This is a genomic window from Mumia spirodelae, assembly GCF_050632745.1.
Classification (GTDB): domain Bacteria; phylum Actinomycetota; class Actinomycetes; order Propionibacteriales; family Nocardioidaceae; genus Mumia.
This window is the reverse complement of sequence record NZ_JBODSD010000003.1, coordinates 23,675-45,981: the sequence shown is the minus strand read 5'-3', so window position 1 is coordinate 45,981 and position 22,307 is coordinate 23,675. Positions and strand designations below refer to the sequence as shown.

The 22,307-nt window shown below is 71.4% G+C and carries 18 protein-coding genes; 15 read left to right on the top strand and 3 right to left on the bottom strand.

Translation table 11 applies throughout. The annotated features are described in order from the left end of the window. Positions 1-50: 50 nt before the first annotated feature. A complete protein-coding gene (locus ACQSSQ_RS15685; protein ID WP_431328047.1) occupies positions 51-752 on the bottom strand; it encodes a GAP family protein in 702 nt (233 codons plus the stop codon). Between the two features lie 103 nt (positions 753-855). Between ACQSSQ_RS15685 and ACQSSQ_RS15680 the strand changes: the two genes are divergently transcribed. Both ACQSSQ_RS15680 and ACQSSQ_RS15675 read left to right on the top strand, forming a co-directional pair. Further along, positions 856-1,275, top strand: a complete 420-nt coding sequence (locus ACQSSQ_RS15680) for an NUDIX hydrolase (protein WP_431328046.1) — start codon at positions 856-858, stop codon at positions 1,273-1,275. Between the two features lie 53 nt (positions 1,276-1,328). Beyond that, positions 1,329-2,045, top strand: a complete 717-nt coding sequence (locus ACQSSQ_RS15675; RefSeq protein WP_431328045.1) for a ZIP family metal transporter — start codon at positions 1,329-1,331, stop codon at positions 2,043-2,045. 79 nt (positions 2,046-2,124) lie between these two features. Here ACQSSQ_RS15675 and ACQSSQ_RS15670 read toward each other — a convergent pair whose 3' ends face one another. Continuing rightward, positions 2,125-4,197, bottom strand: a complete 2,073-nt coding sequence (locus tag ACQSSQ_RS15670; protein WP_431328044.1) for a PhoX family protein — start codon at positions 4,195-4,197, stop codon at positions 2,125-2,127. Positions 4,198-4,384: 187 nt separating this feature from the next. Here ACQSSQ_RS15670 and ACQSSQ_RS15665 point away from each other — a divergent pair, with 187 nt between their 5' ends. The 3 genes from ACQSSQ_RS15665 (at position 4,385) to ACQSSQ_RS15655 (ending at position 9,388) form a co-directional block, all read left to right on the top strand. Next, positions 4,385-6,163, top strand: a complete 1,779-nt coding sequence (locus ACQSSQ_RS15665) for a cation:proton antiporter (RefSeq protein WP_431328043.1) — start codon at positions 4,385-4,387, stop codon at positions 6,161-6,163. A gap of 91 nt (positions 6,164-6,254) precedes the next feature. Next, positions 6,255-7,943, top strand: a complete 1,689-nt coding sequence (locus ACQSSQ_RS15660) for an NAD(P)/FAD-dependent oxidoreductase (protein ID WP_431328042.1) — start codon at positions 6,255-6,257, stop codon at positions 7,941-7,943. Next, on the top strand, positions 7,940-9,388 hold the full coding sequence (locus tag ACQSSQ_RS15655; RefSeq protein ID WP_431328041.1) for an ATP-binding protein: 1,449 nt from the start codon (positions 7,940-7,942) through the stop codon (positions 9,386-9,388). The genes ACQSSQ_RS15660 and ACQSSQ_RS15655 overlap by 4 nt, the downstream gene beginning before the upstream one ends. A 98-nt stretch (positions 9,389-9,486) precedes the next feature. Here the strand turns inward: ACQSSQ_RS15655 and ACQSSQ_RS15650 are convergent, their stop codons facing one another. After that, positions 9,487-10,518 carry a LacI family DNA-binding transcriptional regulator gene (locus tag ACQSSQ_RS15650; protein WP_431328040.1) on the bottom strand — a complete coding sequence of 344 codons (1,032 nt, stop codon included), beginning with the start codon at positions 10,516-10,518 and terminating at the stop codon, positions 9,487-9,489. 240 nt (positions 10,519-10,758) lie between these two features. Here ACQSSQ_RS15650 and ACQSSQ_RS15645 point away from each other — a divergent pair, with 240 nt between their 5' ends. The 10 genes from ACQSSQ_RS15645 (at position 10,759) to ACQSSQ_RS15600 (ending at position 22,279) form a co-directional block, all read left to right on the top strand. Further along, positions 10,759-12,330, top strand: a complete 1,572-nt coding sequence (locus ACQSSQ_RS15645) for a sugar ABC transporter ATP-binding protein (RefSeq protein ID WP_431328039.1) — start codon at positions 10,759-10,761, stop codon at positions 12,328-12,330. Then, the gene (locus ACQSSQ_RS15640) at positions 12,327-13,370 is read left to right on the top strand and encodes an ABC transporter permease (RefSeq protein ID WP_431328038.1); all 1,044 of its coding nucleotides are present in this window, start codon (positions 12,327-12,329) and stop codon (positions 13,368-13,370) included. Before ACQSSQ_RS15645 ends, ACQSSQ_RS15640 begins: the two co-directional genes overlap by 4 nt. After that, positions 13,367-14,494: an ABC transporter permease gene (locus ACQSSQ_RS15635; RefSeq protein ID WP_431328037.1), complete on the top strand. Its 1,128-nt coding sequence runs from the start codon at positions 13,367-13,369 to the stop codon at positions 14,492-14,494. Before ACQSSQ_RS15640 ends, ACQSSQ_RS15635 begins: the two co-directional genes overlap by 4 nt. Continuing rightward, positions 14,491-15,540 carry a rhamnose ABC transporter substrate-binding protein gene (rhaS, locus tag ACQSSQ_RS15630; protein WP_431328036.1) on the top strand — a complete coding sequence of 350 codons (1,050 nt, stop codon included), beginning with the start codon at positions 14,491-14,493 and terminating at the stop codon, positions 15,538-15,540. The genes ACQSSQ_RS15635 and rhaS overlap by 4 nt, the downstream gene beginning before the upstream one ends. 180 nt (positions 15,541-15,720) lie before the next feature. Then, complete coding sequence (locus ACQSSQ_RS15625) at positions 15,721-16,140, top strand: L-rhamnose mutarotase (protein WP_431328035.1); 420 nt, start codon at positions 15,721-15,723, stop codon at positions 16,138-16,140. Position 16,141: 1 nt separating this feature from the next. Then, positions 16,142-17,305 carry an L-rhamnose isomerase gene (gene rhaI, locus ACQSSQ_RS15620; RefSeq protein ID WP_431328034.1) on the top strand — a complete coding sequence of 388 codons (1,164 nt, stop codon included), beginning with the start codon at positions 16,142-16,144 and terminating at the stop codon, positions 17,303-17,305. A 5-nt stretch (positions 17,306-17,310) separates the two neighbouring features. Beyond that, the gene (locus ACQSSQ_RS15615; protein ID WP_431328033.1) at positions 17,311-19,356 is read left to right on the top strand and encodes a bifunctional aldolase/short-chain dehydrogenase; all 2,046 of its coding nucleotides are present in this window, start codon (positions 17,311-17,313) and stop codon (positions 19,354-19,356) included. An 8-nt stretch (positions 19,357-19,364) separates the two neighbouring features. Continuing rightward, positions 19,365-20,792 (top strand): rhamnulokinase, encoded by a 1,428-nt coding sequence (locus ACQSSQ_RS15610; protein ID WP_431328032.1) that lies wholly within the window; start codon positions 19,365-19,367, stop codon positions 20,790-20,792. Next, complete coding sequence (locus ACQSSQ_RS15605; protein ID WP_431328031.1) at positions 20,792-22,021, top strand: alpha-hydroxy acid oxidase; 1,230 nt, start codon at positions 20,792-20,794, stop codon at positions 22,019-22,021. The genes ACQSSQ_RS15610 and ACQSSQ_RS15605 overlap by 1 nt, the downstream gene beginning before the upstream one ends. Positions 22,022-22,048: 27 nt before the next feature. After that, positions 22,049-22,279: a LuxR C-terminal-related transcriptional regulator gene (locus ACQSSQ_RS15600; protein ID WP_431328030.1), complete on the top strand. Its 231-nt coding sequence runs from the start codon at positions 22,049-22,051 to the stop codon at positions 22,277-22,279. The last annotated feature ends 28 nt before the right edge of the window (positions 22,280-22,307 follow it).

Here is a 22,307-nt window from a genome sequence, read left to right as displayed (position 1 = left end):
GGGTGCTAGCAGAAGGCAGCGTGAGGCCGCTCACAGGGGGCGGGACCGCGTCAGAGCAGGCCGCCGACTCCCTGGAGGGCCAGCAGCACGCCCACGATCCCGACCGCCCACGCCGTGGCCGATCCGGCGCTGCGCTCCGCCCAGGCGCCCAGCCGCTCGAGGGGGCGCTCGACCCAGTGCGAGGCGACGACCCGCAGCGCGAGGACCACGAGCGCGGGCAGGATCATGACGACGCAGTAGACCGCCAGCGTCGCGACCGTCACCGCGGCGCCGAGGTCGGCCGCCGACATCGCGCCGATCGCGGCGAGGTACGGCACCATCGTCGCCGCCTCGACGAGCCCCGCGAGAAGGGCGAGCCCGACGAGCCCGCCCGGTGTGGAGAGGGCGCGCACGATCCGGGCGTGCCAGCGTCGCGACGACTCGGCAGGGTCCTGCCCCCGCTTGGCCCGCGCCTTGGGGTCGATGCGGTAGCTCAGCCAGAACAGCCCGACGCCGAGGACGACGAGGACGACGGAGCCGGGGGTCGACGCGAGCGTGTCGCCGAGCTCGGGAAGCAGGGCCCGGGCGCCGGCGGCGAGGGCGATCCCGAGCACGAGGTAGAACAGCGCGATCGCGACGAGATAGATCACGACCCTGCCGAGGTGGCTCCGCCGGGTCGCCAGCACCAGCCACACCGGGATGACGAGCGTGCCGATGCTGGTGCTGTCGACGAGCGCCATCACGAGAAGGAAGCCGGCCAGCGCGAGGGTCATGCCGCCAGCCTCGTCGCCGGGCGCAGGTGCACACATCGGCCGGAGGGCCACGTGCCGCGCGCCTTTGGTAGGGGGTCGCCCGACCTCTGGCTAGCCTGACGACGTGCCCCAGCCCTCGACGACGCCGTCCGTCCTGACCATCGCCGCGGTGTGCTTCGTCCGGGAACGGCGCCTGCTCACCGTCCGCAAGCACGGGTCGCACTTCTTCCAGCTGCCCGGCGGCAAGGTCGACCCGGGCGAGAGCGTCGCCGAGGCGGCGGTTCGGGAGGTCGTCGAGGAGATCGGCGTCGTCCTGGCGACCCCGGGTACGGTGCTCGGCCGCTTCCGCGAGCGCGCGGCGAACGAGCCGGACACGCTCGTCGACGCGACCGTGTGGAGGGCCGCGATGCCCGAGGACGGGGCACCGGTGGCCGCGGCGGAGATCGCCGAGCTGCGCTGGCTCGACCTCCGCGGCGGCGACCGTACGACGCTGGCGCCGCTGCTGCGGCGGCACGTCCTTCCCGCCCTCCTCGCCACCGGCTGAGACGCGCGGAGAACCGAGACGCGCGGTGACGGGACCTGTGGGACCGTCTCCCCATGCTCGCTGCGGTGGTGTGGGGACTGGTCGCGTCCTCGTCGTTCGTCCTCGGCGGTGCGATCGCGCTGGTACGCCCTCCGCGCCCGTCGTGGATCGCGCTCGGCGCCGGAGTGGGTGCGGGGGCGCTGATCGGCGCGGTGGCGTACGAGCTGATCGACGAGGCGGGGGCGCACGCCGGCCGCCCGTTCGTCGTCGCGGCGGGCCTGCTCGCGGGCGCGGTCCTCGCGGCGAGCATCTTCGTCGGCCGGGGCGGCCTCCGTCAGGCGTTCGCCGACGCCGTGACGGGAGTCCCCGTGCTCCGGCACCGGTTCGCCACGCTGCTGCTCTCGGTCGCGTCGGAGGTGATCATCATCGTCGGCGCGCTCGGGCACGGCCTGAGCCTCGCCGTGATCGTCGCCGTCTTCCTCTGCGGCGTCCCCGAGGCGATCGTGGGGACGGCGACGATGAGGGCGGAGGGGGCCACCCGCCGCAGGGTGATGGAGACGTGGATCGCGCTGATGGGGTACGGCGGCGTGGTCGCCGTGATCGCGCACCTGGTCGTGTCGTCCGCCGCGGGCAACCTCGTCGCGGTCTTCCTCGCGCTCGCCGGCGGCGTCGTCCTCTCGACGATCGTGGCCCACCTCGTCCCGACCTCGTACACACGCCTCGGCGTCCTGTGCGCCTTCCCGGTGGTCGCCGGGTTTGCGCTCAGCGTCGCGCTCGTCGGCGTCGCCTGAGCCCGGACGTGACGACGCCTGCCCGGTGGATGGCACCGGACAGGCGTCCTCGGAGGGGTGTCGTGAGCTGGCGCGCCGGTCAGCGGCGCTTCGGCCAGACCGCCACGACACCCGGGCGCGGCACTGACCCGGGGCCGTCGGGCCACTGCGACGCCGGGTTCTCGACGCTCGCACCGTTCTTCTCACCCGGGTGCTGGACGCACACCATCACCCGGTCCTCGTCGATCCACGGCCCGCAGGTCTCGGCGCCGACCGGGACCGTCAGGAACTGCTTGACCTGGCCGCGCTTCTCGCCCGAGAGCGGGACCGCGAACAGGCCGTCGTGCGTCCCGAGCGCGTTGCCGTCGGTCGAGATCCAGAGGTTGCCCTCCGGGTCGAACGCGACGTTGTCGGGGCAGGAGATCGGCGACACCCGACGCGGGTCGAAGCCGCCCCAGTAGGTGTTCGGGTCGTTGGGGTCGCCGCACACCAGCAGCAGGTTCCAGGTGAACGACGTCGCGGCGGCGTCGTCGCCCAGCTCGGTCAGCTCGAGGACGTGGCCGTGCTTGTTGGCGTTGCGCGGGTTCGCCTCGTCCGCGGCCGCCTGACCGGCAGCGCCACGGTTGGTGTTGTTGGTCAGCGCGACGTACACCTTGCCCGTCTTCGGGCTGGGCTCCACGTCCTCGGGGCGGTCCATCTTCGTGGCACCCACGATGTCCGCGGCCTGCCGCGTGAACAGGAGCACCTCCTCCGCGGTCATGCCCTTGACGTACGAGGTGGTGCCGCTGACCAGCGGGACCCACACGCCGGCACCGTCGAACGCCCCGTCGCTCGGCAGCGCGCCGGTGCCGTCGATCTCGGCCAGCGACGAGTTGCCGAGGAACCGTGCGACGTACAGCGTGCCGCTGTCCAGGAGGTCGCGGTTGCGGCGGCGCGCGTTCGCGTCGTCGCCCCGGGCGACCTTGCCGTCGGAGACGAACTTGTAGAGGTAGTCGAAGCGCTCGTCGTCGCCCATGTACATCGCGACGCGGCCGTCGTCGGTGATCGCCGGTCCGGCCGCCTCGTGCTTGAACCGGCCGAGCGCGGTGCGCTTCTTCGGCGTCGACGTGGGGTCGTACGGGTCGACCTCGACGATCCAGCCGAAGCGGTTGATCTCGTTCGGCTCCTTCGTCAGGTCGAACCGGTCGTCGAAGCGCTCCCACTTGCGCTCGGTCGCCCCGGAGGCGGCGCCGTACCGCTTGAGCCGCGCGAGCGTGGTCGGGTCGGTGACCGAGGACCCGTTGGCGAAGTACTGGTTGAAGTTCTCCTCCGCGGTCAGCCACGTGCCCCACGGCGTGAGGCCGCCGGCGCAGTTGTTGAGCGTGCCGAGGGCCGTCCTGCCGGCCGGGTCGGCCTTCGTCCGCACCAGCGCGTGGCCGGCGACAGGTCCGGTCAGCTCGAACGCGCTCTGCGTGTGCAGGCGGCGGTTGAGCCGGTGGCCGACGACCGGCTTCAGGGCGCCGGAGCCGCGCTGCTCCTCGACGACCACGACGCTCAGACCGTGAGCGGCCCAGCCGATCTCGACCTGCTCGCGGGTCGGGTTCGCCGCGTCGTACGCGGGGTGCATCATCTGCTCGGTCGTGTACTCGTGGTTCACGACCATGAGGTACTGGCCGCGACCGAGCGGGAGCAGGCCGAGGAAGTCGTTGTTGAACCCGAACTGCTTGCGCTGCGCGGCAGCGGTCTGCTTGTTCACGTCGAACTCGGGGACGCCCTTGAAGATCGGGTCGCCCCACGCCATGACGACGCCCTGGGCGTAGCCCGGAGGCACGGTCACCTGGTCGAGGGTGTTCGGCTCGACGGGGACGAAGTCCAGGGTGCGGCCCGATCCGGACCCGTTCCCGCCGGGGCGGCCCTTCGCGGCGACGGCCGCCGGTGCGGCGGCCGCGGCGCCCGCCGTGCCGAGCGAGGCGCCGACCGCGACGCTCGCCACGGAGACGACGGCGCCGGCGCGCAGGAGCCCGCGGCGCGACATCGCGGTCGCGACGTCGCCGAAGTACTCGTTGTCGGAGGTGTTGGGCTCGTCGTGGGCGCACGCGTCGCCGCAACGCATGCGGCAGGTCAGCGCCGACCGACCCGACGCGCAGGGCGAGCCGGACGGTGTCGATCCGAGCAGGGGGAGCAAGCGGGGCACGGTGACTCCTGGTGTCGTGAGATCTCGTTCACGCGGCACGCTAGGAACCACGCCCGACCGCGCACCCACGCCTGCACGAACGCCGGATGAACACTGGGTGGCCCGTCCGCGTCGCGGGTCGGCGCTCGCGGGCGGGGGCATGATGGGCTGGCCGGGGTCGCGCGGACCGTGGCCGGAAGGAGCGCGCGTGGACTACCTGCTCGTCGGGATCGCGGGGATCGTGTGCATCGTCGCCGTCTCCGTGCTCGCCCCCCGTGTCGGTGTCGCCGCGCCGCTGCTGCTCGTCCTGGTCGGTGTCGGGGTGAGCCTCCTGCCCGCGGTGTCGGCGATCGAGGTCGAGCCCGAGATCCTGCTCGCCGGCGTGCTGCCGCCGCTGCTCTACTCGACGGCGGTGTCGATGCCGGCGATGGACTTCCGGCGCGACTTCCGGACGATCTCCGGGCTGTCGGTGCTCCTGGTCATCCTCAGCGCGCTGGTGCTGGGGCTGTTCTTCCGCGCCGTGATCCCGGGGATCGAGCTGTCGACCGGCATCGCCCTCGGGGCCATCGTGAGTCCGACCGACGCGGTCGCCACCTCGATCGTCCGACGGCTCGGGGTGTCGCCCCGGGTCGTCACCGTGCTGGAGGGTGAGAGCCTCCTGAACGACGCGTCCGCGCTGGTGCTGCTGCGGTCCGCCGTCGCCGCCACGGCCGCGTCGGTGTCGCTGTGGGGCGTGGCGGGCGACTTCGTATGGGCGGTCGCCGCCGCCGTGGTCGTCGGCATGGTCGTCGGTCGCCTCAACCTCGTCGTACGCGCCCGCATCACGGAGGCGCCGCTCAACACCGCGATCTCGTTCGTCGTCCCGTTCGTCGCGTACGTCCCGGCCGAGCACGTCGGCGCCTCCGGGCTCGTGGCCGCCGTGACCGCCGGGCTCGTGACCGGACAGGGCGCGCCGAAGTACCTGCGTCCCCAGGACCGCCTCTACGAGTCGTCGAACTGGCGCACGATCGAGCTGCTGCTCGAAGGCGGCGTGTTCCTGCTGATGGGGCTGGAGCTGTACGGCGTGCTCGAGGACGTCCGCGAGGCGCACGACAGCACGGTCGACGCCGTGCTCATCGGGATCGCCGCCGGCGCGATCATCCTCGCGATCCGCGCGGCGTACGTGCTGCCGATCCTGATCTCCGCGCGCAACCGCCGACGGAGGGCGCCCGAGTTCCGCGAGCGCGTCCAGGACTTCCAGGAGCGGCTGGACAGCGGCCGGCTCGGCGCGCGGAACGACAGCCGCCGGCGATCCCGGCGCCGCGACGAGGCCGACGGCGAGCAGCGTCGTCAAGAGGTCCGCGAGCAGCATGCACGCCGGCGCATCGGGCGGGCGCTGGCCGACGTCGACTACATCATGGCCGTCCCGCTCGGCTGGCGCGAAGGCGTCGTGCTCGTCTGGGCGGGCATGCGCGGCGTCGTCACGCTTGCAGCGGCGCAGTCGCTCCCGCACGACACCCCCGAGCGCTCGTTCCTGGTCCTGGTCGCGTTCGTCGTGGCCGCGGGCACCCTGCTGATCCAGGGAGGCACGCTCCCGTGGGTCGTCCGCATGCTCGGGCTCGAGGGCGACGACACCGAGGCGCGGGAGGCGGAGGCCGCCCAGCTCCGCGGGGAGCTCGCCGAGGCCGCGGCCGAGGTCGTCGACGACCCGGACCTGCGGGCGGCGGACGGGTCGCCGTACGACGAGGAGGTCATCGCCCGCACCCGGTCGGTGCTGCTCCGCGCCGCCGTCAGCGACGAGGAGGAGGCGGCGGAGTCCGAGCGCATCCGTGCGCAGGTGCGCGAGCTCCAGCTGCGGATCATCGAGGCCGAGCGCGAGGCGCTGCTGAGAGCGCGGTCGCTGGGGACGTACAGCTCGGCGGCGCTGTCGGAGGAGCTCGCGGTGCTGGACGCCGACCAGATCAGCCTCGAGCTGAAGGCGACGCCCGAGGAGGACGACGCCGGTTGAGGCCTTTCGGTGGACCCGTCACCAGGGTGGGGGGAGGATGGACCTCACGACGTCGGGCGCCCGATCGACGTCCGACACGCGAAGGACGTGCATGACCGAGACCTCCTCGACCGGACGAGCCGAGAAGCGCGTCGCCCTCCTCACCGTGGACGACGACCCTGCGGTCTCGCGGTCGATCGCCCGCGACCTGCGCCGGCGGTACGGCTCGTCGTACCGGATCGTCCGTGCGGAGTCCGGCGACCAGGCGCTCGAGGCGCTGCGCGAGCTCAAGCTGCGCGGCGAGGAGGTGGCGGTTCTCCTCGCCGACCACCGGATGCCGCGGATGACGGGGATCGAGTTCCTCGAGCAGGCCATGGACCTGTTCCCGGCTGCGCGCCGCGTGCTCGTCACCGCGTACGCCGACACCGAGGCCGCGATCGACGCGATCAACCTGGTCGACCTCGACTACTACCTGCTGAAGCCGTGGGACCCGCCGGACGAGAAGCTCTACCCCGTGATCGACGACCAGCTCGACGCGTGGTCGCGCACCGAGCGGCACCCGGTCGGGGAGACGAAGCTCGTCGGCCACCGCTGGTCGGCACGCTCGTCGGAGGTCCGGGAGTTCCTCGCGCGCAACCAGGTCCCGTACCGGTGGTTCGCGTCCGACTCGACCGAGGGGCGTGCGCTCGTCACCGCCGCGAAGCTCGAGAGCCCGGAGCTGCCGGTGGTCGTGACGCCGGGCGGCGACGTGCTCCAGGCGCCGAGCGACGCCGAGCTCGCGGACCGGGTCGGACTCGTGACGCAGCCGAGCTCCGACTTCTACGACCTCGTCGTGGTCGGCGGCGGGCCGGCGGGTCTCAGCGCCGCGCTGTACGGCGCGTCGGAGGGGCTGCGGACCGTGCTCGTCGAGCGCACCGCGACCGGCGGGCAGGCCGGGCAGAGCTCGCGGATCGAGAACTACCTCGGCTTCCCCGACGGCGTCTCCGGTGCGCAGCTCGCGGACCGCGCCCGACGCCAGGCGCTCAAGTTCGGTGCCGAGATCGTGACGACCCGCGACGCGGTGGGGCTCGAGGTCAACGGGCCGGCGCGCAGCGTCCGCTTCGCCGACGGGAGCACCCTCGACGCCCAGACCGTGATCCTCGCCGGTGGCGTCTCTTACCGGCGCCTCGACGGTCCCCGGCTCGACGACATGACCGGCCGCGGGCTCTACTACGGCTCCGCGCTCACCAACGTGGCCGCGTGCGCCGACCAGGACGTGTACGTCGTCGGCGGCGCCAACTCCGCCGGACAGGCCGCGATCGCGCTGGCCCGGGAGGCGCGCAGCGTCACGATCCTCGTCCGCGGCCAGGCGCTGACGCAGTCGATGTCGGCCTACCTGATCGAGCAGGTCGAGGCGCACCCCAAGATCCGCGTGATGACCTCCACCGAGGTCGCCGAAGGCTGCGGCGACGGGCACCTCGAGGGCCTCGTGCTGCGCGACGTGAAGTCGGGGGAGACCACGACCGTCCCCTGCGGCTGGGCGTTCGTCTTCATCGGTGCGGTGCCGCGGACCGAGTGGCTCGACGGCGTGGTCGTGCGGGACGCGCACGGATTCGTCCCGACCGGGCCGGACCTCGTCGCCGACGGGGCGCGTCCGCCGGGATGGACGCTGGACCGTATGCCGTACCACCTCGAGAGCAGCGTCCCCGGCATCTTCGCCGCCGGCGACGTGCGTGCGGAGTCGGCCAAGCGTGTCGCCTCCGCTGTCGGAGAAGGAGCGATGGCCGTGATGCTGGTGCACCGATACCTGGAGCAGCTGTGACGACGCCCGAGCACCTGCCGTGCGACATCGCCGAGCTGCGGACGATGTTCCTCTTCGAGCACCTCGACGACCGGCAGCTCACGTGGTTGTGCGAGCACGGGCACGTGGAGCACGTCGAGCCCGGGTGGCTGATCCGCGAGGGCGACCCGGCGACCTGCTTCTACGTGATGCTCGAGGGCTCGCTCGCCCTCTTCCGCACGGTCGGCGGGGACGACGTCGAGGTCAGCCGTACGACGCAGCCGGGGGTCTACACCGGCGCCTGGTCGTCGTACCTCGGTGACCGGGCACCGCAAGGGTACGGCGGGTCGACCCGCGTGCTCGCCCCGTCGCGGTTCTTCGTGCTCGACGCGGCCGACTTCTCGACGCTCATGCACGAGTGGTTCCCGATGGCGGTGCACCTGCTCGAGGGGCTGTTCTTCGGCCAGCAGAACACGCAGGCGGCGATCGGCCAGCGCGAGCGCCTGCAGGCCCTCGGGCAGCTGTCGGCCGGACTCACCCACGAGCTCAACAACCCGGCGTCGGCCGCGGTGAGGGCGACGTCGACGCTGCGGGAGCGGGTCGCGGCGATGCGGCGCAAGCTCGCGTTCATCGCCGAGGGCCCGTACGACCGCGCGACCATCGCCGCCCTGATGCGCCTCCAGGACGAGGCGCTCGAGCGGCGCGCGAAGGCCGTCCAGCAGGAGCCGGTCAGCGCCCTCGAGGCGGCCGACCGCGAGGACGGCGTCGCCGACTGGCTCGACGAGCACGGCCTGACCGACGCGTGGGACGTCGCGCCGGTCCTCGTGCAGAGCGGGCTCGACGAGGAGTGGCTGCGCAGCGTCGAGGAGCGCGTCGACGCCGACGCGCTCGGTGGAGCGTTGCACTGGCTGTCGTACACCCTCGAGACCGAGGAGCTGATGGCCGAGATCGAGGACGCGACCACGCGGGTCTCCACGCTCGTCGACGCCGCCAAGCAGTACTCGCAGCTCGACCGCGCTCCGTTCGTGCGGACCGACGTGCACACGCTGCTCGACGCGACGCTGGTCATGCTGCAGAAGAAGCTCACAGGGCTGAAGGTCGTGAAGGACTACGACCGGAGCATCGCCCCGGTGCCGATGTACGCGGCGGAGATGAACCAGGTCTGGACCAACCTCATCGTCAACGCGGTCCAGGCGATGGAGGGCACAGGCACGCTCACGATCTCCACGCGCCGCGTCGAGGACTGGTGCGAGGTCGAGGTCGCCGACACCGGCCCCGGGATCGACCCCGAGATCCGCGACCGGATCTTCGAGCCGTTCTTCACGACGAAGGCGGTCGGCGAGGGGACGGGCCTCGGACTCGACATCTCGTGGCGGATCGTCGTCAAGAAGCACCACGGCGACCTGCAGGTGCGGTCCGAGCCGGGCGACACGCGCTTCACGGTCCGGATCCCGTACGACGCGCCCGCCGACGCCCAGCAGGGCTGAGCCCCGTCCCCGTCTCGAAGGGTTGCGGTCGGTTCTTCCTGTACGAAACCGACCCGAACCCTTCACAACGCGGACGGGCGGGGCGGGGGACGGGGGCGTCAGCCGAGGGTGGACGCGCGGGCGACGAGCTCGGGCTCGAACACGATGTGCTGACGCTCTCCGCGACCTCCGGCCTCGACCTCGGCGAGGAGCAGCTCTGCGGCCCGGCGGCCCATCTCTCGCGACGGCTGGCGGATCGACGACAGCGGGATCGCCGCCGACGCCGCGTAGTCGATGTCGTCGTAGCCGATCAGCGCGACGTCGTCGGGCAGCCGCAGGCCGCCGAGCGTGAACGCCTGCAGCATCCCCATCGCGATGAGGTCGTTGGCGGCGAACACCGCGTCGGGCCGCTCGGCGGCGGGGAGCGCGACGATCCGCGCGCCCTCGGCCAGGGCCGGCTCGACGTGCATGCCGGAGATCTCGCGGTACTCCAGCGTGGCGTCCGGGACCTCGGCGACCGCCTCCCGTGCTCCGGCCAGACGGTCGCGGACCTGCTCGATGTCGGTGGACGCGCCGACGAAGGTGATGCGGCGCCGCCCGATCGCGAGGAGGTGCTCGACCGCGAGGCGCCCTCCGCGCACGTCGTCGACCGAGACCGAGCTGTACGACTCCGTCGACGCCAGGCGGTCGACGAGGATGACCGCCATGCCGCGGGCGCGCAGCCGGTCGAGCCGGTCGAGGACGTCGCCGACCGGCGAGATGAGGATGCCGTCGACGCGCTGCTCCTCGAACAGGTCGAGGTAGGCGCTCTCGCGTGCGGCGTCCTCGGCGCAGTTGGCCAGCAGCACGCTGCGTGACCGCGCGGTCACCTCGTCCTCGACGCCTTGGGCGACGTCGGTGAAGAACGGGTTGCGGATGTCGAGCACGATGAGTCCGACGGACCGGCTGTGGCCTTGACGGAGCTGGCGCGCGGCCTCGTTGCGGACGAAGCCGAGGTCGCGGATCGCGGCGAACACCCGCTCCGCGGTCTGCGCGGAGACCTTCGCCGGGTGGTTGAGCACGTTCGAGACGGTGCCGACAGACACGCCCGCCAGGGCCGCGACGTCGCGCAGGCTCGCCGCCGGGGGTGGCGTCGTTGAGGGCTCGGCCACGGCTTCTCCTTGCTCGCGGGTTCGTCGAGGTTTCGTCACAGGGACTGTCGCACGTCTGTCGCAGTCTGCCGCACATTCGGGCCAGGTCCGGCGCGGTGGCTGAAGTCTGCCACTGAATCGTTTCAAAGTCGCTCTTGACCCTGTGAGCCACCTCATATACCTTGTGAACGCCACGTTAATTGAAACGATTCAAACACGCTAGCCCCTCGGCCACGCGTACGGAAGTCGGTGAGGAAGTCGATGGCCACAGCCGCCAACGGGACGGTCGCGCTCGCTCTGCGCGACGTCTCGAAGACCTTCGGACAGGTGGTCGCCCTGCGTTCGGGCAGCCTCACGGTCACGACGGGGTCGATCCACGCGCTGGTCGGCGAGAACGGCGCGGGCAAGTCCACGATGGTCAAGATCATCGCGGGTCTGTACCGTCCCGACTCCGGCTCGTACGAGCTGTTCGGCGAGCCGGTCGACTTCCGCACGACGGCAGACGCCAAGGACGCGGGCATCGCGGTGATCTACCAGGAGCCCACGCTCTTCCCGGACCTGAGCGTCACCGAGAACATCTTCATGGGCCGCCAGCCCCGCTCGCGCTTCGGCCGCATCGACCGCAAGGCGATGGACACCGAGGCCCGGGCGCTCTTCGCCCGCCTCGGCGTCGCGATCGACCCGGAGCGTCCGGCGGACGGCCTCTCGATCGCCGACCAGCAGATCATCGAGATCGCCAAGGCCATCTCGCTCGACGCGCGCGTCCTGATCATGGACGAGCCGACCGCCGCCCTGAGCGGCGTCGAGGTCGAGCGCCTGATGACGATCGCCCGCGCGCTGCGCGACGAGGGCCGCGCGCTGGTCTTCATCTCCCACCGCTTCGACGAGGTCTTCAGCCTCTGCGACACGATCACCGTGATGCGCGACGGGTCGTACGTCTCGACCGACGCGATCGCCGACGTGACCGTCGACGACGTCGTCCGCCGCCTGGTCGGCCGCGACGTCGGCGACCTCTTCCCCAAGCAGGAGGCGGCGATCGGTGACGTCGTCCTCGAGATCGAGGGCCTCAGCCGCGCCGGCCTCTTCCACGACGTCGACCTCCAGGTCCGTCGCGGCGAGATCGTCGGGCTCGCCGGGCTCGTCGGGGCCGGCCGCAGCGAGATCATGCAGGCCGCGTTCGGCGTCGACCCGTACGACGCCGGCACCGTCAAGGTGGCCGGCAAGGTCGTGCCTCCGAACGACCCGGCGGCCGCGATCCGCCTGGGCCTCGCGCTCGTCCCCGAGGACCGTCGCAAGCACGGCCTGGTCCTCGACTCGACGATCACCCGCAACATCACGATGGCGATCCGCCGTCGCCTGTCGAAGGGCGGGCTGCTCTCGTCCGGTGCCGAGAACGCCACGGCACGCGACTGGGCCTCGCGCCTGGAGGTCAAGACGGCGACGCTCGACACGCTCGCCGGCACGCTCAGCGGCGGCAACCAGCAGAAGGTCGTGCTCGCGAAGTGGCTCAGCACGAAGCCCGACGTCCTGATCGTCGACGAGCCGACCCGCGGCATCGACGTCGGCACCAAGGCCGAGGTGCACCGGCTCCTCTCCGCCCTCGCCGGTGAAGGCATGGGCGTCGTGATGATCTCGTCGGAGCTCCCCGAGGTGCTGGGGATGGCCGACCGGGTCGTCGTCGTCCACGAGGGCCGGATCACCGCCGAGCTCACCCGCGACGAGGCGACCCCCGAGGCCGTCATGTTTGCGGCGACGAACACGGCTGCGGCGACGAACACCGCCGCGGCGGCCAGCGACGCCGCGTCGACGAACAACCAAGGAGCGTCCGCATGACTACCGCAGCACCGTCCGCGACCACCGCGGCGCCGCCTCCGCCGCCCAGCACCGGCGCCCGGGTCCGCAAGGTCCTCCAGGCCCGCGAGACCGGCATCGTCCTCGCCTTCCTGGCCGTCCTCGCGGTCACCACGGCGATCAACCCGTCGTTCCTGTTCAGCAAGGACGGGTGGCGCGACCTCTGGCTGACCCCGGCGATCCTCGTCGTCCTCGCGGTCGGCCAGGCGATCGTCATCATCACCCGCAACGTCGACCTGTCGGTCGGCTCGATCCTCGGGCTCGTCGCGTACGCGACCGGGCGGCTCTTCGTCGACACCGGCCTGCCGATCGTCGTCGTGGTGCTGCTCGGCATCCTGCTCGGCGTCGTCCTCGGCCTGGTCAACGGTGCACTGGTCGCCTTCGCGAAGGTGCCCGCCCTGGTGATCACGCTGGGCACGCTCTACGTCTACCGCGGGATCATGATGTCCTGGGCCGGCTCGGACCGGATCAACGCCTCCGACATCCCGCGCGACCTGCTCTCCTTCGGCACGTCGTCGATCCTGTGGATCCCGTCGCTCGCCTGGATCTCCTTCATCGTCCTCGGCATCGCCGCGTACGCGATGGGCCGGCTGCGCAGCGGCCGCGAGATGTACGCGATCGGCTCCGACCCCGACGCCGCGACGCTCTACGGCCTCAACAAGACCAAGCGCACGCTGGTCGCGTTCGCGGTGTCCGGCGGCCTGGCCGGTCTGGCCGGCGTCATGTACGTCTCCCGCTACGGCACGATCAGCTCCGGCGCCGGGCTCGGCATCGAGCTCGAGGCGGTCGGCGCCGCGGTGATCGGCGGCGTCGCGATCTTCGGCGGCAGCGGCACCGTCTTCGGTGCGGCCGTCGGCGCGTACCTCCTGATGACGATCAACCGTGGCCTCCCGATCCTCGGCATCCAGGACTTCTGGCAGCGCGCGGTCGTCGGCCTGCTCATCATCGTCGCGATCGTGCTGGACAAGGTCCTCAGCGAGCGACAGCACAAGAAGCTGCTGGCAGAGAGGGACGCCGCATGACCAGCCTGATCCACCCCTCCGACACCCCCACGCAGTCGCGTGCGCGGACCTACCGCGACCACCAGCGCCCGCTGTGGCAGCGGATCCTCTTCAGCCGCGACGTCGCGGTGTGGGCGGCCCTGGTCGTCGTCTACCTGTACGCCTCGGCGACCGTGCCGTTCTTCGACCGGCCGATCACCATCACCTACCTGCTGCTCGACGTCGCGCCGATCCTCCTGATCGCGCTCCCGATGACGCTGGTCATCATCACCGGCGAGATCGACCTGTCGGTGGCGAGCACCGTCGCGCTGGCGAGCGTCTCGTTCGGCGTCCTGTACGACAAGGGCACGCCGGTCGTGCTGGCCGCGGTGGCCGCGCTCCTCGTCGGCGTCGTGTGCGGGGCGTTCAACGGCTTCCTCGTCACGGTGGTCGGCCTGCCGTCGCTGGCGGTCACCATCGGTACGCTCGCGCTCTACCGCGGCATCGCGGTCGGCCTGCTCGGCACGAAGGCGATCACGGACTTCCCGGACGGCTGGACCGACTGGGCCCGCGGCCGCATCGGCGAGTCCGACATCCCGTCGATCATGATCCCGTTCGCGGTGCTCGCGATCGTCTTCATCGTGCTGCTCCACTTCACCGCGTTCGGTCGCGGCGTGTACGCGATCGGCCTGAGCGAGGGCGCCGCCCGCTTCTCCGGCATCCGCGTCGAGCGCACCAAGCTGCTGCTCTTCGTCCTGACCGGTGTCGTGTCCGCGCTCGCGGGCATCTACTACACGCTCCGGTACGGCAGCGCTCGCGGCGACAACGCGAACGGCATGGAGCTGCAGGTCATCGCCGCGGTCCTTCTCGGCGGCGTCTCCATCTTCGGCGGACGTGGTGCACTCCCCGGCGTGATCGCCGGCGTGCTCCTCATCGGGGCTATCGGCAGCGCGCTGCGCCTGGCCGACCAGACCGCCGACGTCATCAACATCGTCACCGGCCTCCTGCTGGTCGTCTCCGTCGTGGGCTCGAGCGTCCTCGGCTGGATCAGCAGCAAGCGACGACGGCGTGGCGCCCCCGAGCCTCAACCCCTCACCACACAGCCCGGCAACAACAAGACCGACACGGACGGACCGGTCGGCGAGCGAGAGAGAGAAGACCGATGACCACACCAACCACGAGGCGACGCGGCCTCGCACGGTTCGTCCCGGCCGTCGCCGCTGTGCTCGGCCTGAGCCTGGTGCTCGCGGCCTGCGGCGGGAGCGACGACGAGGGCGGCGACGGCGGCAGCGGCGGCGGCGACCTGTCGGTGACCTTCCTCCCGAAGAACCTCGGCAACCCCTACTTCGACGCCTCCTCCACCGGCGGCGAGGCGGCCGTCGAGGAGTTCGGCGGCACCTTCAAGGAGGTCGGTCCGTCCGAGGCGACCCCCGACTCCCAGGTCAGCTACATCAACACGCTGACCCAGCAGGGCGTCGGCGCGATCGCCGTGTCGGCCAACGACCCCGAGGCCATCGGTGACGCGCTCCAGGAGGCGCGCGACGCGGGCACCAAGGTCGTCACCTTCGACTCCGACACCAACCCGGAGTACCGCGACCTGTTCGTGAGCCAGGCCGACGCCAACGGCATCGCGACCAAGCAGGTCGAGCTCATCGCGAAGGCGATCGGTGACTCCGGCAAGATCGCGATCCTCTCGGCGTCGGCGAACGCGACGAACCAGAACGAGTGGATCAAGCTCATGGAGGAGGACCTCAAGGCCAACCACCCGAACATCGAGCTGGTCGAGACGGTCTACGGCGACGACGACGACCAGACGTCGTTCGACAAGACCGCCGCCCTCCTGCAGAAGCACCCTGACCTCAAGGGCATCATCTCCCCGACCACGGTCGGCATCGCCGCCGCGGCACGCTACCTGTCGGACTCGCAGTACAAGGGCAAGGTCGCGCTGACCGGCCTGGGCACGCCCGACCAGATGCGCGAGTACGTCAAGGACGGCACGGTCGGCTCGTTCGCGCTGTGGAGCCCCGAGGACCTCGGCTACCTGACCGCCTTCGCCGCGAAGGCGCTCATCGAGGGCGACATCGAGGGCAAGGAAGGCGACACCTTCAAGGCCGGCAAGCTCGGCGACTACACCGTCGGTGCCGACGGCGTCGTCGTCCTGGGCGACCCGCTCGAGTTCAACAAGGACAACATCGACGACTTCCACTTCTGAGACCTGACCGTCTCTGCTGAGACCTGACCGTCTCTGAGAAGTCGCCCCACACCGAGCACGGCACCTCACACCCCGAGGGCCGGAGCTCGCCGGGCCACCCGCCCGGCACCACGACGTGGTCCCCGGCCGCCCCTGCGGCCTGGGGTGGCCGGGGACCACTCCCAAACCCTTGGAGGAACGATGCGTCGCGTCTGCTTCCAGCTGCAGGTCCGGCCCGACCGGATCGACGAGTACCGCCGCCGCCACGCCGAGGTGTGGCCGGAGATGCTCGAGGCCCTGCACGCAGCAGGCTGGCACAACTACTCGCTGTTCCTCCGCCCCGACGGACTGCTGATCGGCTATCTCGAGCCCGCATCGCTCGAGGCCGACCCGCTCAAGGACATCCAGGCCCGGATGGCCGTCACCGACGTCAACCGGCGTTGGCAGGCCGAGATGGCCGAGCTCTTCGAGGACCTCGACGGAGCGCCCGACGAAGGGTTCCTCGAGCTGGAGGAGATCTTCCACCTCGAGGACCAGCTGGCCGCCCACCGTGAGGCGGCCGGGACCTCGACGGCACAGACGACCGCGCACGAGACCCGTGCGCGAGGAGAGAGCAACTGACATGACGAACTTCGCTGACATCGCGTCGCGGCTCCTGGAGCAGGAGATCGAGGTTCCTTCGTGGGCCTACGGCAACTCCGGCACGCGCTTCAAGGTCTTCGGGTCGCCCGGCACGCCTCGTACGCCCGAGGAGAAGATCGCCGACGCCGCGACGGTCCACCGCTTCACCGGGCTCGCGCCCCGCGTCGCCCTGCACATCCCGTGGGACCACGTCGACGACTTCGGCGCGCTGCGCCGCTTCGCCGAGGACCAGGGGATCGGGCTCGGCACGATCAACAGCAACACCTTCCAGGACGACGACTACAAGCTCGGCGCCCTGACCCACACCGACGCGAAGATCCGTCAGAAGGCGATCGACCACCACTTCGAGTGCATCGACGTCATGAACGCGACCGGCTCGCGCGACCTCAAGATCTGGCTCGCCGAGGGCACGAACTACCCGGGCCAGGGCGACCTGCGCGGTCGTCAGGACCGCCTCGCGGAGTCGCTCGCCACGATCTACGAGCGGATCTCCGACGAGCAGCGCCTCGTCCTCGAGTACAAGTTCTTCGAGCCGGCGTTCTACCACACGGACGTCCCGGACTGGGGGACCGCGTACACCCAGGTGAAGGCCCTCGGCGACAAGGCCGTGGTGTGCCTCGACACCGGGCACCACGCCCCCGGCACGAACATCGAGTTCATCGTCGCGCAGCTGCTGCGCCTGGGGAAGCTGGGGTCGTTCGACTTCAACTCGCGCTTCTACGCCGACGACGACCTGATCGTGGGCGCGGCCGACCCGTTCCAGCTGTTCCGGATCGTCTTCGAGGTGATCCGCGGAGGCGGGTACGGCAAGGACGGCGACACGGCGTTCATGCTCGACCAGTGCCACAACATCGAGAAGAAGATCCCCGGGCAGATCCGCTCGGTGCTCAACGTGCAGGAGATGACGGCCCGCGCGCTGCTCGTCGACACGGCGGCGCTGAGCGCGGCCCAGGCCGACGGTGACGTCCTCCTCGCCAACGAGATCTTCATGGACGCCTTCTACACCGACGTGCGGGGCGACCTCGCCGCGTGGCGGGAGGAGCGCGGCCTGCCGGGGAACCCGATGCAGGCCTACCTCGCCAGCGGGTACCAGGAACAGATCGAGGCCGAGCGGGTCGGCGGGACCCAGGCCGGATGGAGCTGAACACGATGACCACGCACACCAATGCGACCGCACAAGCCCTGATCGAGCGCTCGAACCGCCTCGGCGCCGACCCGCGCAACACGAACTACGCCGGCGGCAACACGTCGGCCAAGGGCACGGAGACCGACCCCGTCACGGGCGAGGCCGTCGAGCTGCTCTGGGTGAAGGGCTCCGGCGGAGACCTCGGCACGCTGAAGGAGTCCGGCCTCGCCGTCCTCCGCCTCGACCGCATGCGCGCGCTCGTCGACGTCTACCCGGGCGTGGACCGCGAGGACGAGATGGTCGCCGCGTTCGACTACTGCCTGCACGGCAAGGGCGGCGCCGCGCCGTCGATCGACACCGCGATGCACGGGCTCGTCGACGCCGCGCACGTCGACCACCTGCACCCCGACTCGGGCATCGCGATCGCGACCGCCGCCGACGGCGAGCAGCTGACCGGCACGATCTTCGGCGACAAGGTCGTCTGGGTCCCGTGGCGTCGCCCCGGCTTCCAGCTCGGTCTCGACATCGCCGAGATCAAGGAGAAGAACCCGCAGGCGATCGGCTGCATCCTGGGCGGCCACGGCATCACCGCGTGGGGCGACACGTCGGAGGAGGCGGAGCAGAACTCGCTCTGGATCATCCGCACCGCAGCGGCGTACATCGAGGAGCACAGCAAGGCCGAGCCGTTCGGCCCGGCCCTCGACGGGTACGGCGCCCTGCCCGAGGCCGAGCGACGGACGAAGGCTGCCGCGCTGGCGCCGACGATCCGCGGCATCGCCTCGCAGGACCGGCCGATGGTGGGTCACTTCACCGACGCCGACGTCGTGCTGGACTTCCTCGGTCACGCCGAGCACCCGCGGCTCGCGGAGCTCGGCACGTCCTGCCCCGACCACTTCCTGCGCACCAAGGTCAAGCCGCTCGTGCTCGACCTGCCCGCGGACGCGTCGGTCGAGGACTCGATCTCCCGCCTGAAGGAGCTCGCGGTCTCCTACCGCGAGGACTACCAGGCCTACTACGACCGCCACGCGACCCCGGAGAGCCCCGCGATCCGCGGCGCGGACCCGCTCATCGTCCTCGTGCCGGGCGTCGGCATGTTCAGCTTCGGCAAGGACAAGCAGACCGCGCGCGTGGCCGGCGAGTTCTACGTCAACGCGATCAACGTGATGCGTGGTGCCGAGGGCCTCTCGACCTACGCGCCGATCGACGAGTCGGAGAAGTTCCGCATCGAGTACTGGGCGCTGGAGGAGGCCAAGCTCCAGCGGATGCCGAAGCCGAAGCCGCTCGCCACCCGCGTCGCGCTCGTCACCGGAGCCGCGTCCGGCATCGGCAAGGCCACGGTGGAGAAGCTCGCCGCCGAGGGCGCCTGCGTCGTCATCGCCGACCTCTCCCTGGAGAACGCAGAGGCGGCCGCGGCCGAGATCGGCTCCACCGACGTCGCCGTCGGCGTCCACGTGGACGTCTCGGACGCCGACGCCGTCCAGGCCATGGTCGACGCCGCGGTGCTGGCCTTCGGTGGTGTCGACCTCGTCGTCAACAACGCCGGCCTCTCGCTCTCGCGCTCGCTGCTCGAGACCACCGAGAAGGACTGGGACCTCCAGCACGACGTGATGGCGAAGGGCTCGTTCCTCGTCTCCAAGGCGACCGCGAAGGTGATGATCGAGCAGGAGATGGGCGGCGACATCGTCTACATCTCCTCGAAGAACTCGATCTTCGCCGGTCCGAACAACGTCGCGTACGGTGCGGCCAAGGCCGACCAGGCCCACCAGGTGCGGCTCCTCGCCGCCGAGCTGGGCGAGCACGGCATCAAGGTCAACGGCGTGAACCCCGACGGCGTCGTCCAGGGCTCCGGGATCTTCGCCAGCGGGTGGGGCGCCAACCGCGCCGCGGTCTACGGCGTGGAGGAGAAGGACCTGGGCAAGTTCTACGCGCAGCGCACCATCCTCAAGCGCGAGGTGCTGCCGTCGAACATCGCCAACGCGGTCTTCGTCCTCTGCAGCGCGGAGCTGAGCCACACGACCGGGCTGCACATCCCCGTCGACGCGGGCGTCGCCGCCGCGTTCCTGCGGTAGGTCGGTGCATGTCTGAGCCCATCCGGGTCGCAGCGGTCGACCTCGGCGCCACCAGCGGACGCGTGGTGGTCGCCGAGGTCGGCGCGGCGGGTGCACGGCTCGACGTCGTGCACCGCTTCGCCAACACGCCCGTGCGCCTGACCGACGGCCTGCACTGGGACGTCGTCGGGCTCTTCCGCGAGATCGTCGACGGCCTGCGGCTCGCCGTACGCTCCACCCCCGACCTCGCCGGGGTGGCGGTGGACAGCTGGGCGGTCGACTACGCGCTGATGCGCGAGGCCCGGATGGTCTCGACGCCGTTCCACTACCGCGACTCCCGCAACGCGGCCGCCGTGGAGACGGTGCACGCGATGGTGGACCCGGCGGCGCTGTACGCCCGCAACGGGCTCCAGCACCTGCCGTTCAACACGGTCTTCCAGCTGGTCGCCGACGGCGCCCACCTCGAGCGCGCCGACACGATGCTGCTCGTGCCGGACCTGATCGGGCACTGGCTGGGCGGGCACGTCGGGGCCGAGGTCACGAACGCCTCGACGACCGGCCTGCTCGACGTCACGACCTCGACGTGGGACACCGAGCTCGCCAAGACGGTCGGCATCCCGCCGGACCTCCTGCCGCCGCTGGTGCCGTCCGGCGCGACGCTCGGCGGCCTGCTCCCGCACGTCCGCGAGGAGCTCGGCGGGCACGACCTGACCGTGACCACGGTCGGCTCGCACGACACGGCGTCGGCGATCGCCGGGACGGTCCTCGGCCCTGAGGACGCCTACGTCTCCTGCGGGACCTGGGGCCTCGCCGGGCTCGAGCTCGAGCGGCCGGTCCTCGACGACGAGGCCCGGCGTGCGGGCTTCACGAACGAGGGCGGCGTGGACGGGCGCGTCCGGTTCCTCCACAACGTCATGGGCCTCTGGCTCCTCAGCGAGTCGGTGCGCACGTGGGAGCGTGAGGACGGGCGGTCGCTCGACCTCACGGCGCTGCTCGCGTCCGCCGCAGAGGTCGAGACGCCGATGCTGTTCGACGTCGACGACCCACGGTTCCTCCCGCCGGGCGACGTCCCCGCGCGGATCCGCGCATACGCCGCCGAGCACGGCGTGCGGCCGCCGGCCGACCGCGCCGAGACCACGCGGGCGATCCTGGAGAGCCTCGCCGACGCGTTCGCCACCACGGTGCACCGGGCGGCGGAGCTCGCGGGGCGCCGCATCCGCCGGATCCAGGTCGTCGGCGGCGGCGCGCTCAACACCCTGCTGTGCCAGCTCACCGCGGACCGCTCGGGCCTCGAGGTCCTCGCCGGTCCGGTGGAGGCGACCGCCCTCGGCAACGCGCTCGTCCAGGCGCGGACGCTGGGGGCCGTCTCGGGGGACCTGGATGCGCTCCGCGCTCTCGTAGGGCGCACGCTGGACCAGCAGCACTACCTCCCTCGCCCCTTCGGAAAGGTTTCGTGATGGATCGACGCGTACCCCGTCCCCGCGACCTCGGACCGCTGCTCAAGTTCAAGAAGCCGGTCCTCAGCCCCCGCAAGCGCCGCCTCGCGTCGGCACTCACGATCGAGGACCTGCGGGCGATCGCCAAGCGCCGCACCCCGCGGCCCGCCTTCGACTACACCGACGGCGCCGCCGAGGAGGAGCTGTCGCTGGCGCGCGCCCGCCAGGCGTTCCAGGACGTGACGTTCCACCCGCGGATCCTGCGCGACGTGTCCAAGGTCGACACCTCGCGCCAGGTCCTCGGCTCGCGCTCGGCGCTGCCGTTCGGGATCGCGCCCACCGGGTTCACCCGCATGATGCAGACCGAGGGCGAGTACGCCGGTGCGTCCGCGGCCGGCGCCGCAGGCATCCCGTTCGCGCTGTCGACGATGGGCACCGCGTCCATCGAGGACGTGCGGGCGGCGAACCCGACGGGCCGCAACTGGTTCCAGCTCTACATGTGGAAGGACCGCGACCGCTCGATGGCGCTGGTCGAGCGCGCGGCGGCCGCCGGCTTCGAGGCGCTCGTCGTGACGGTCGACGTGCCCGTGGCCGGGGCGCGGCTGCGCGACACCCGCAACGGCATGACGATCCCGCCGACCCTGACGCCGCGGACGGTCATCAACGCGATCCCGCGGCCGGCCTGGTGGATCAACTTCCTCACGACCGAGCCGCTCGCCTTCGCGTCGCTCGACCGCTGGTCGGGCACGGTCGCCGAGCTCCTCGACACGATGTTCGACCCGACGGTCGACTACGCCGACCTGGCGTGGATCAAGGAGCAGTGGAAGGGCAAGCTCGTCGTCAAGGGCGTCCAGAGCGTCGAGGACGCCTCGCGCCTCGCGGAGATGGGCGTCGACGCGATCGTCCTCTCCAACCACGGCGGCCGTCAGCTCGACCGGGCGCCGGTGCCGTTCCACCTGCTGCCGGACGTGGCCCGCGAGGTCGGCGACGCCACCGAGATCCACCTCGACACGGGAATCATGTCGGGCGCCGACATCGTCGCGGCGATCGCGCTCGGTGCGAACTTCACGCTGATCGGCCGGGCCTACCTGTACGGCCTGATGGCGGGCGGGCGGCCCGGTGTCGACCGGACGATCGAGATCCTCACCGCCCAGGTCGAACGCACGATGCGCCTGCTCGGCGTCAGCAGCCTCGACGAGCTGGAACCGAGCCACGTCACGCAGCTCCAGCGGCTGCTTCCGAGGGGGTAACGGCAGATGCGGGGGACGGGGGGAACGATGGTTCGCAGCGGACACGGTCGACGTACCGGTTCCGCGGGGCCGCTCGACCGGGAGGACCTCGTCCTCCTCGGGCTGGTGGCGCAGGGGCTGACCGTCGAGGCGGTCGGCCGGCGGCTGCTGCTGTCGGAGCGGACGGTGCGGCGACGCCTGCGTACCGTCTGCTCGACCCTCGACGTCTCGACGCCGATCGAGGCCGTGGTCTGGGCCGTGCGCCGCGACCTCATCTGACCGCGAGCCACCTCCCGCGCTCCCGCGC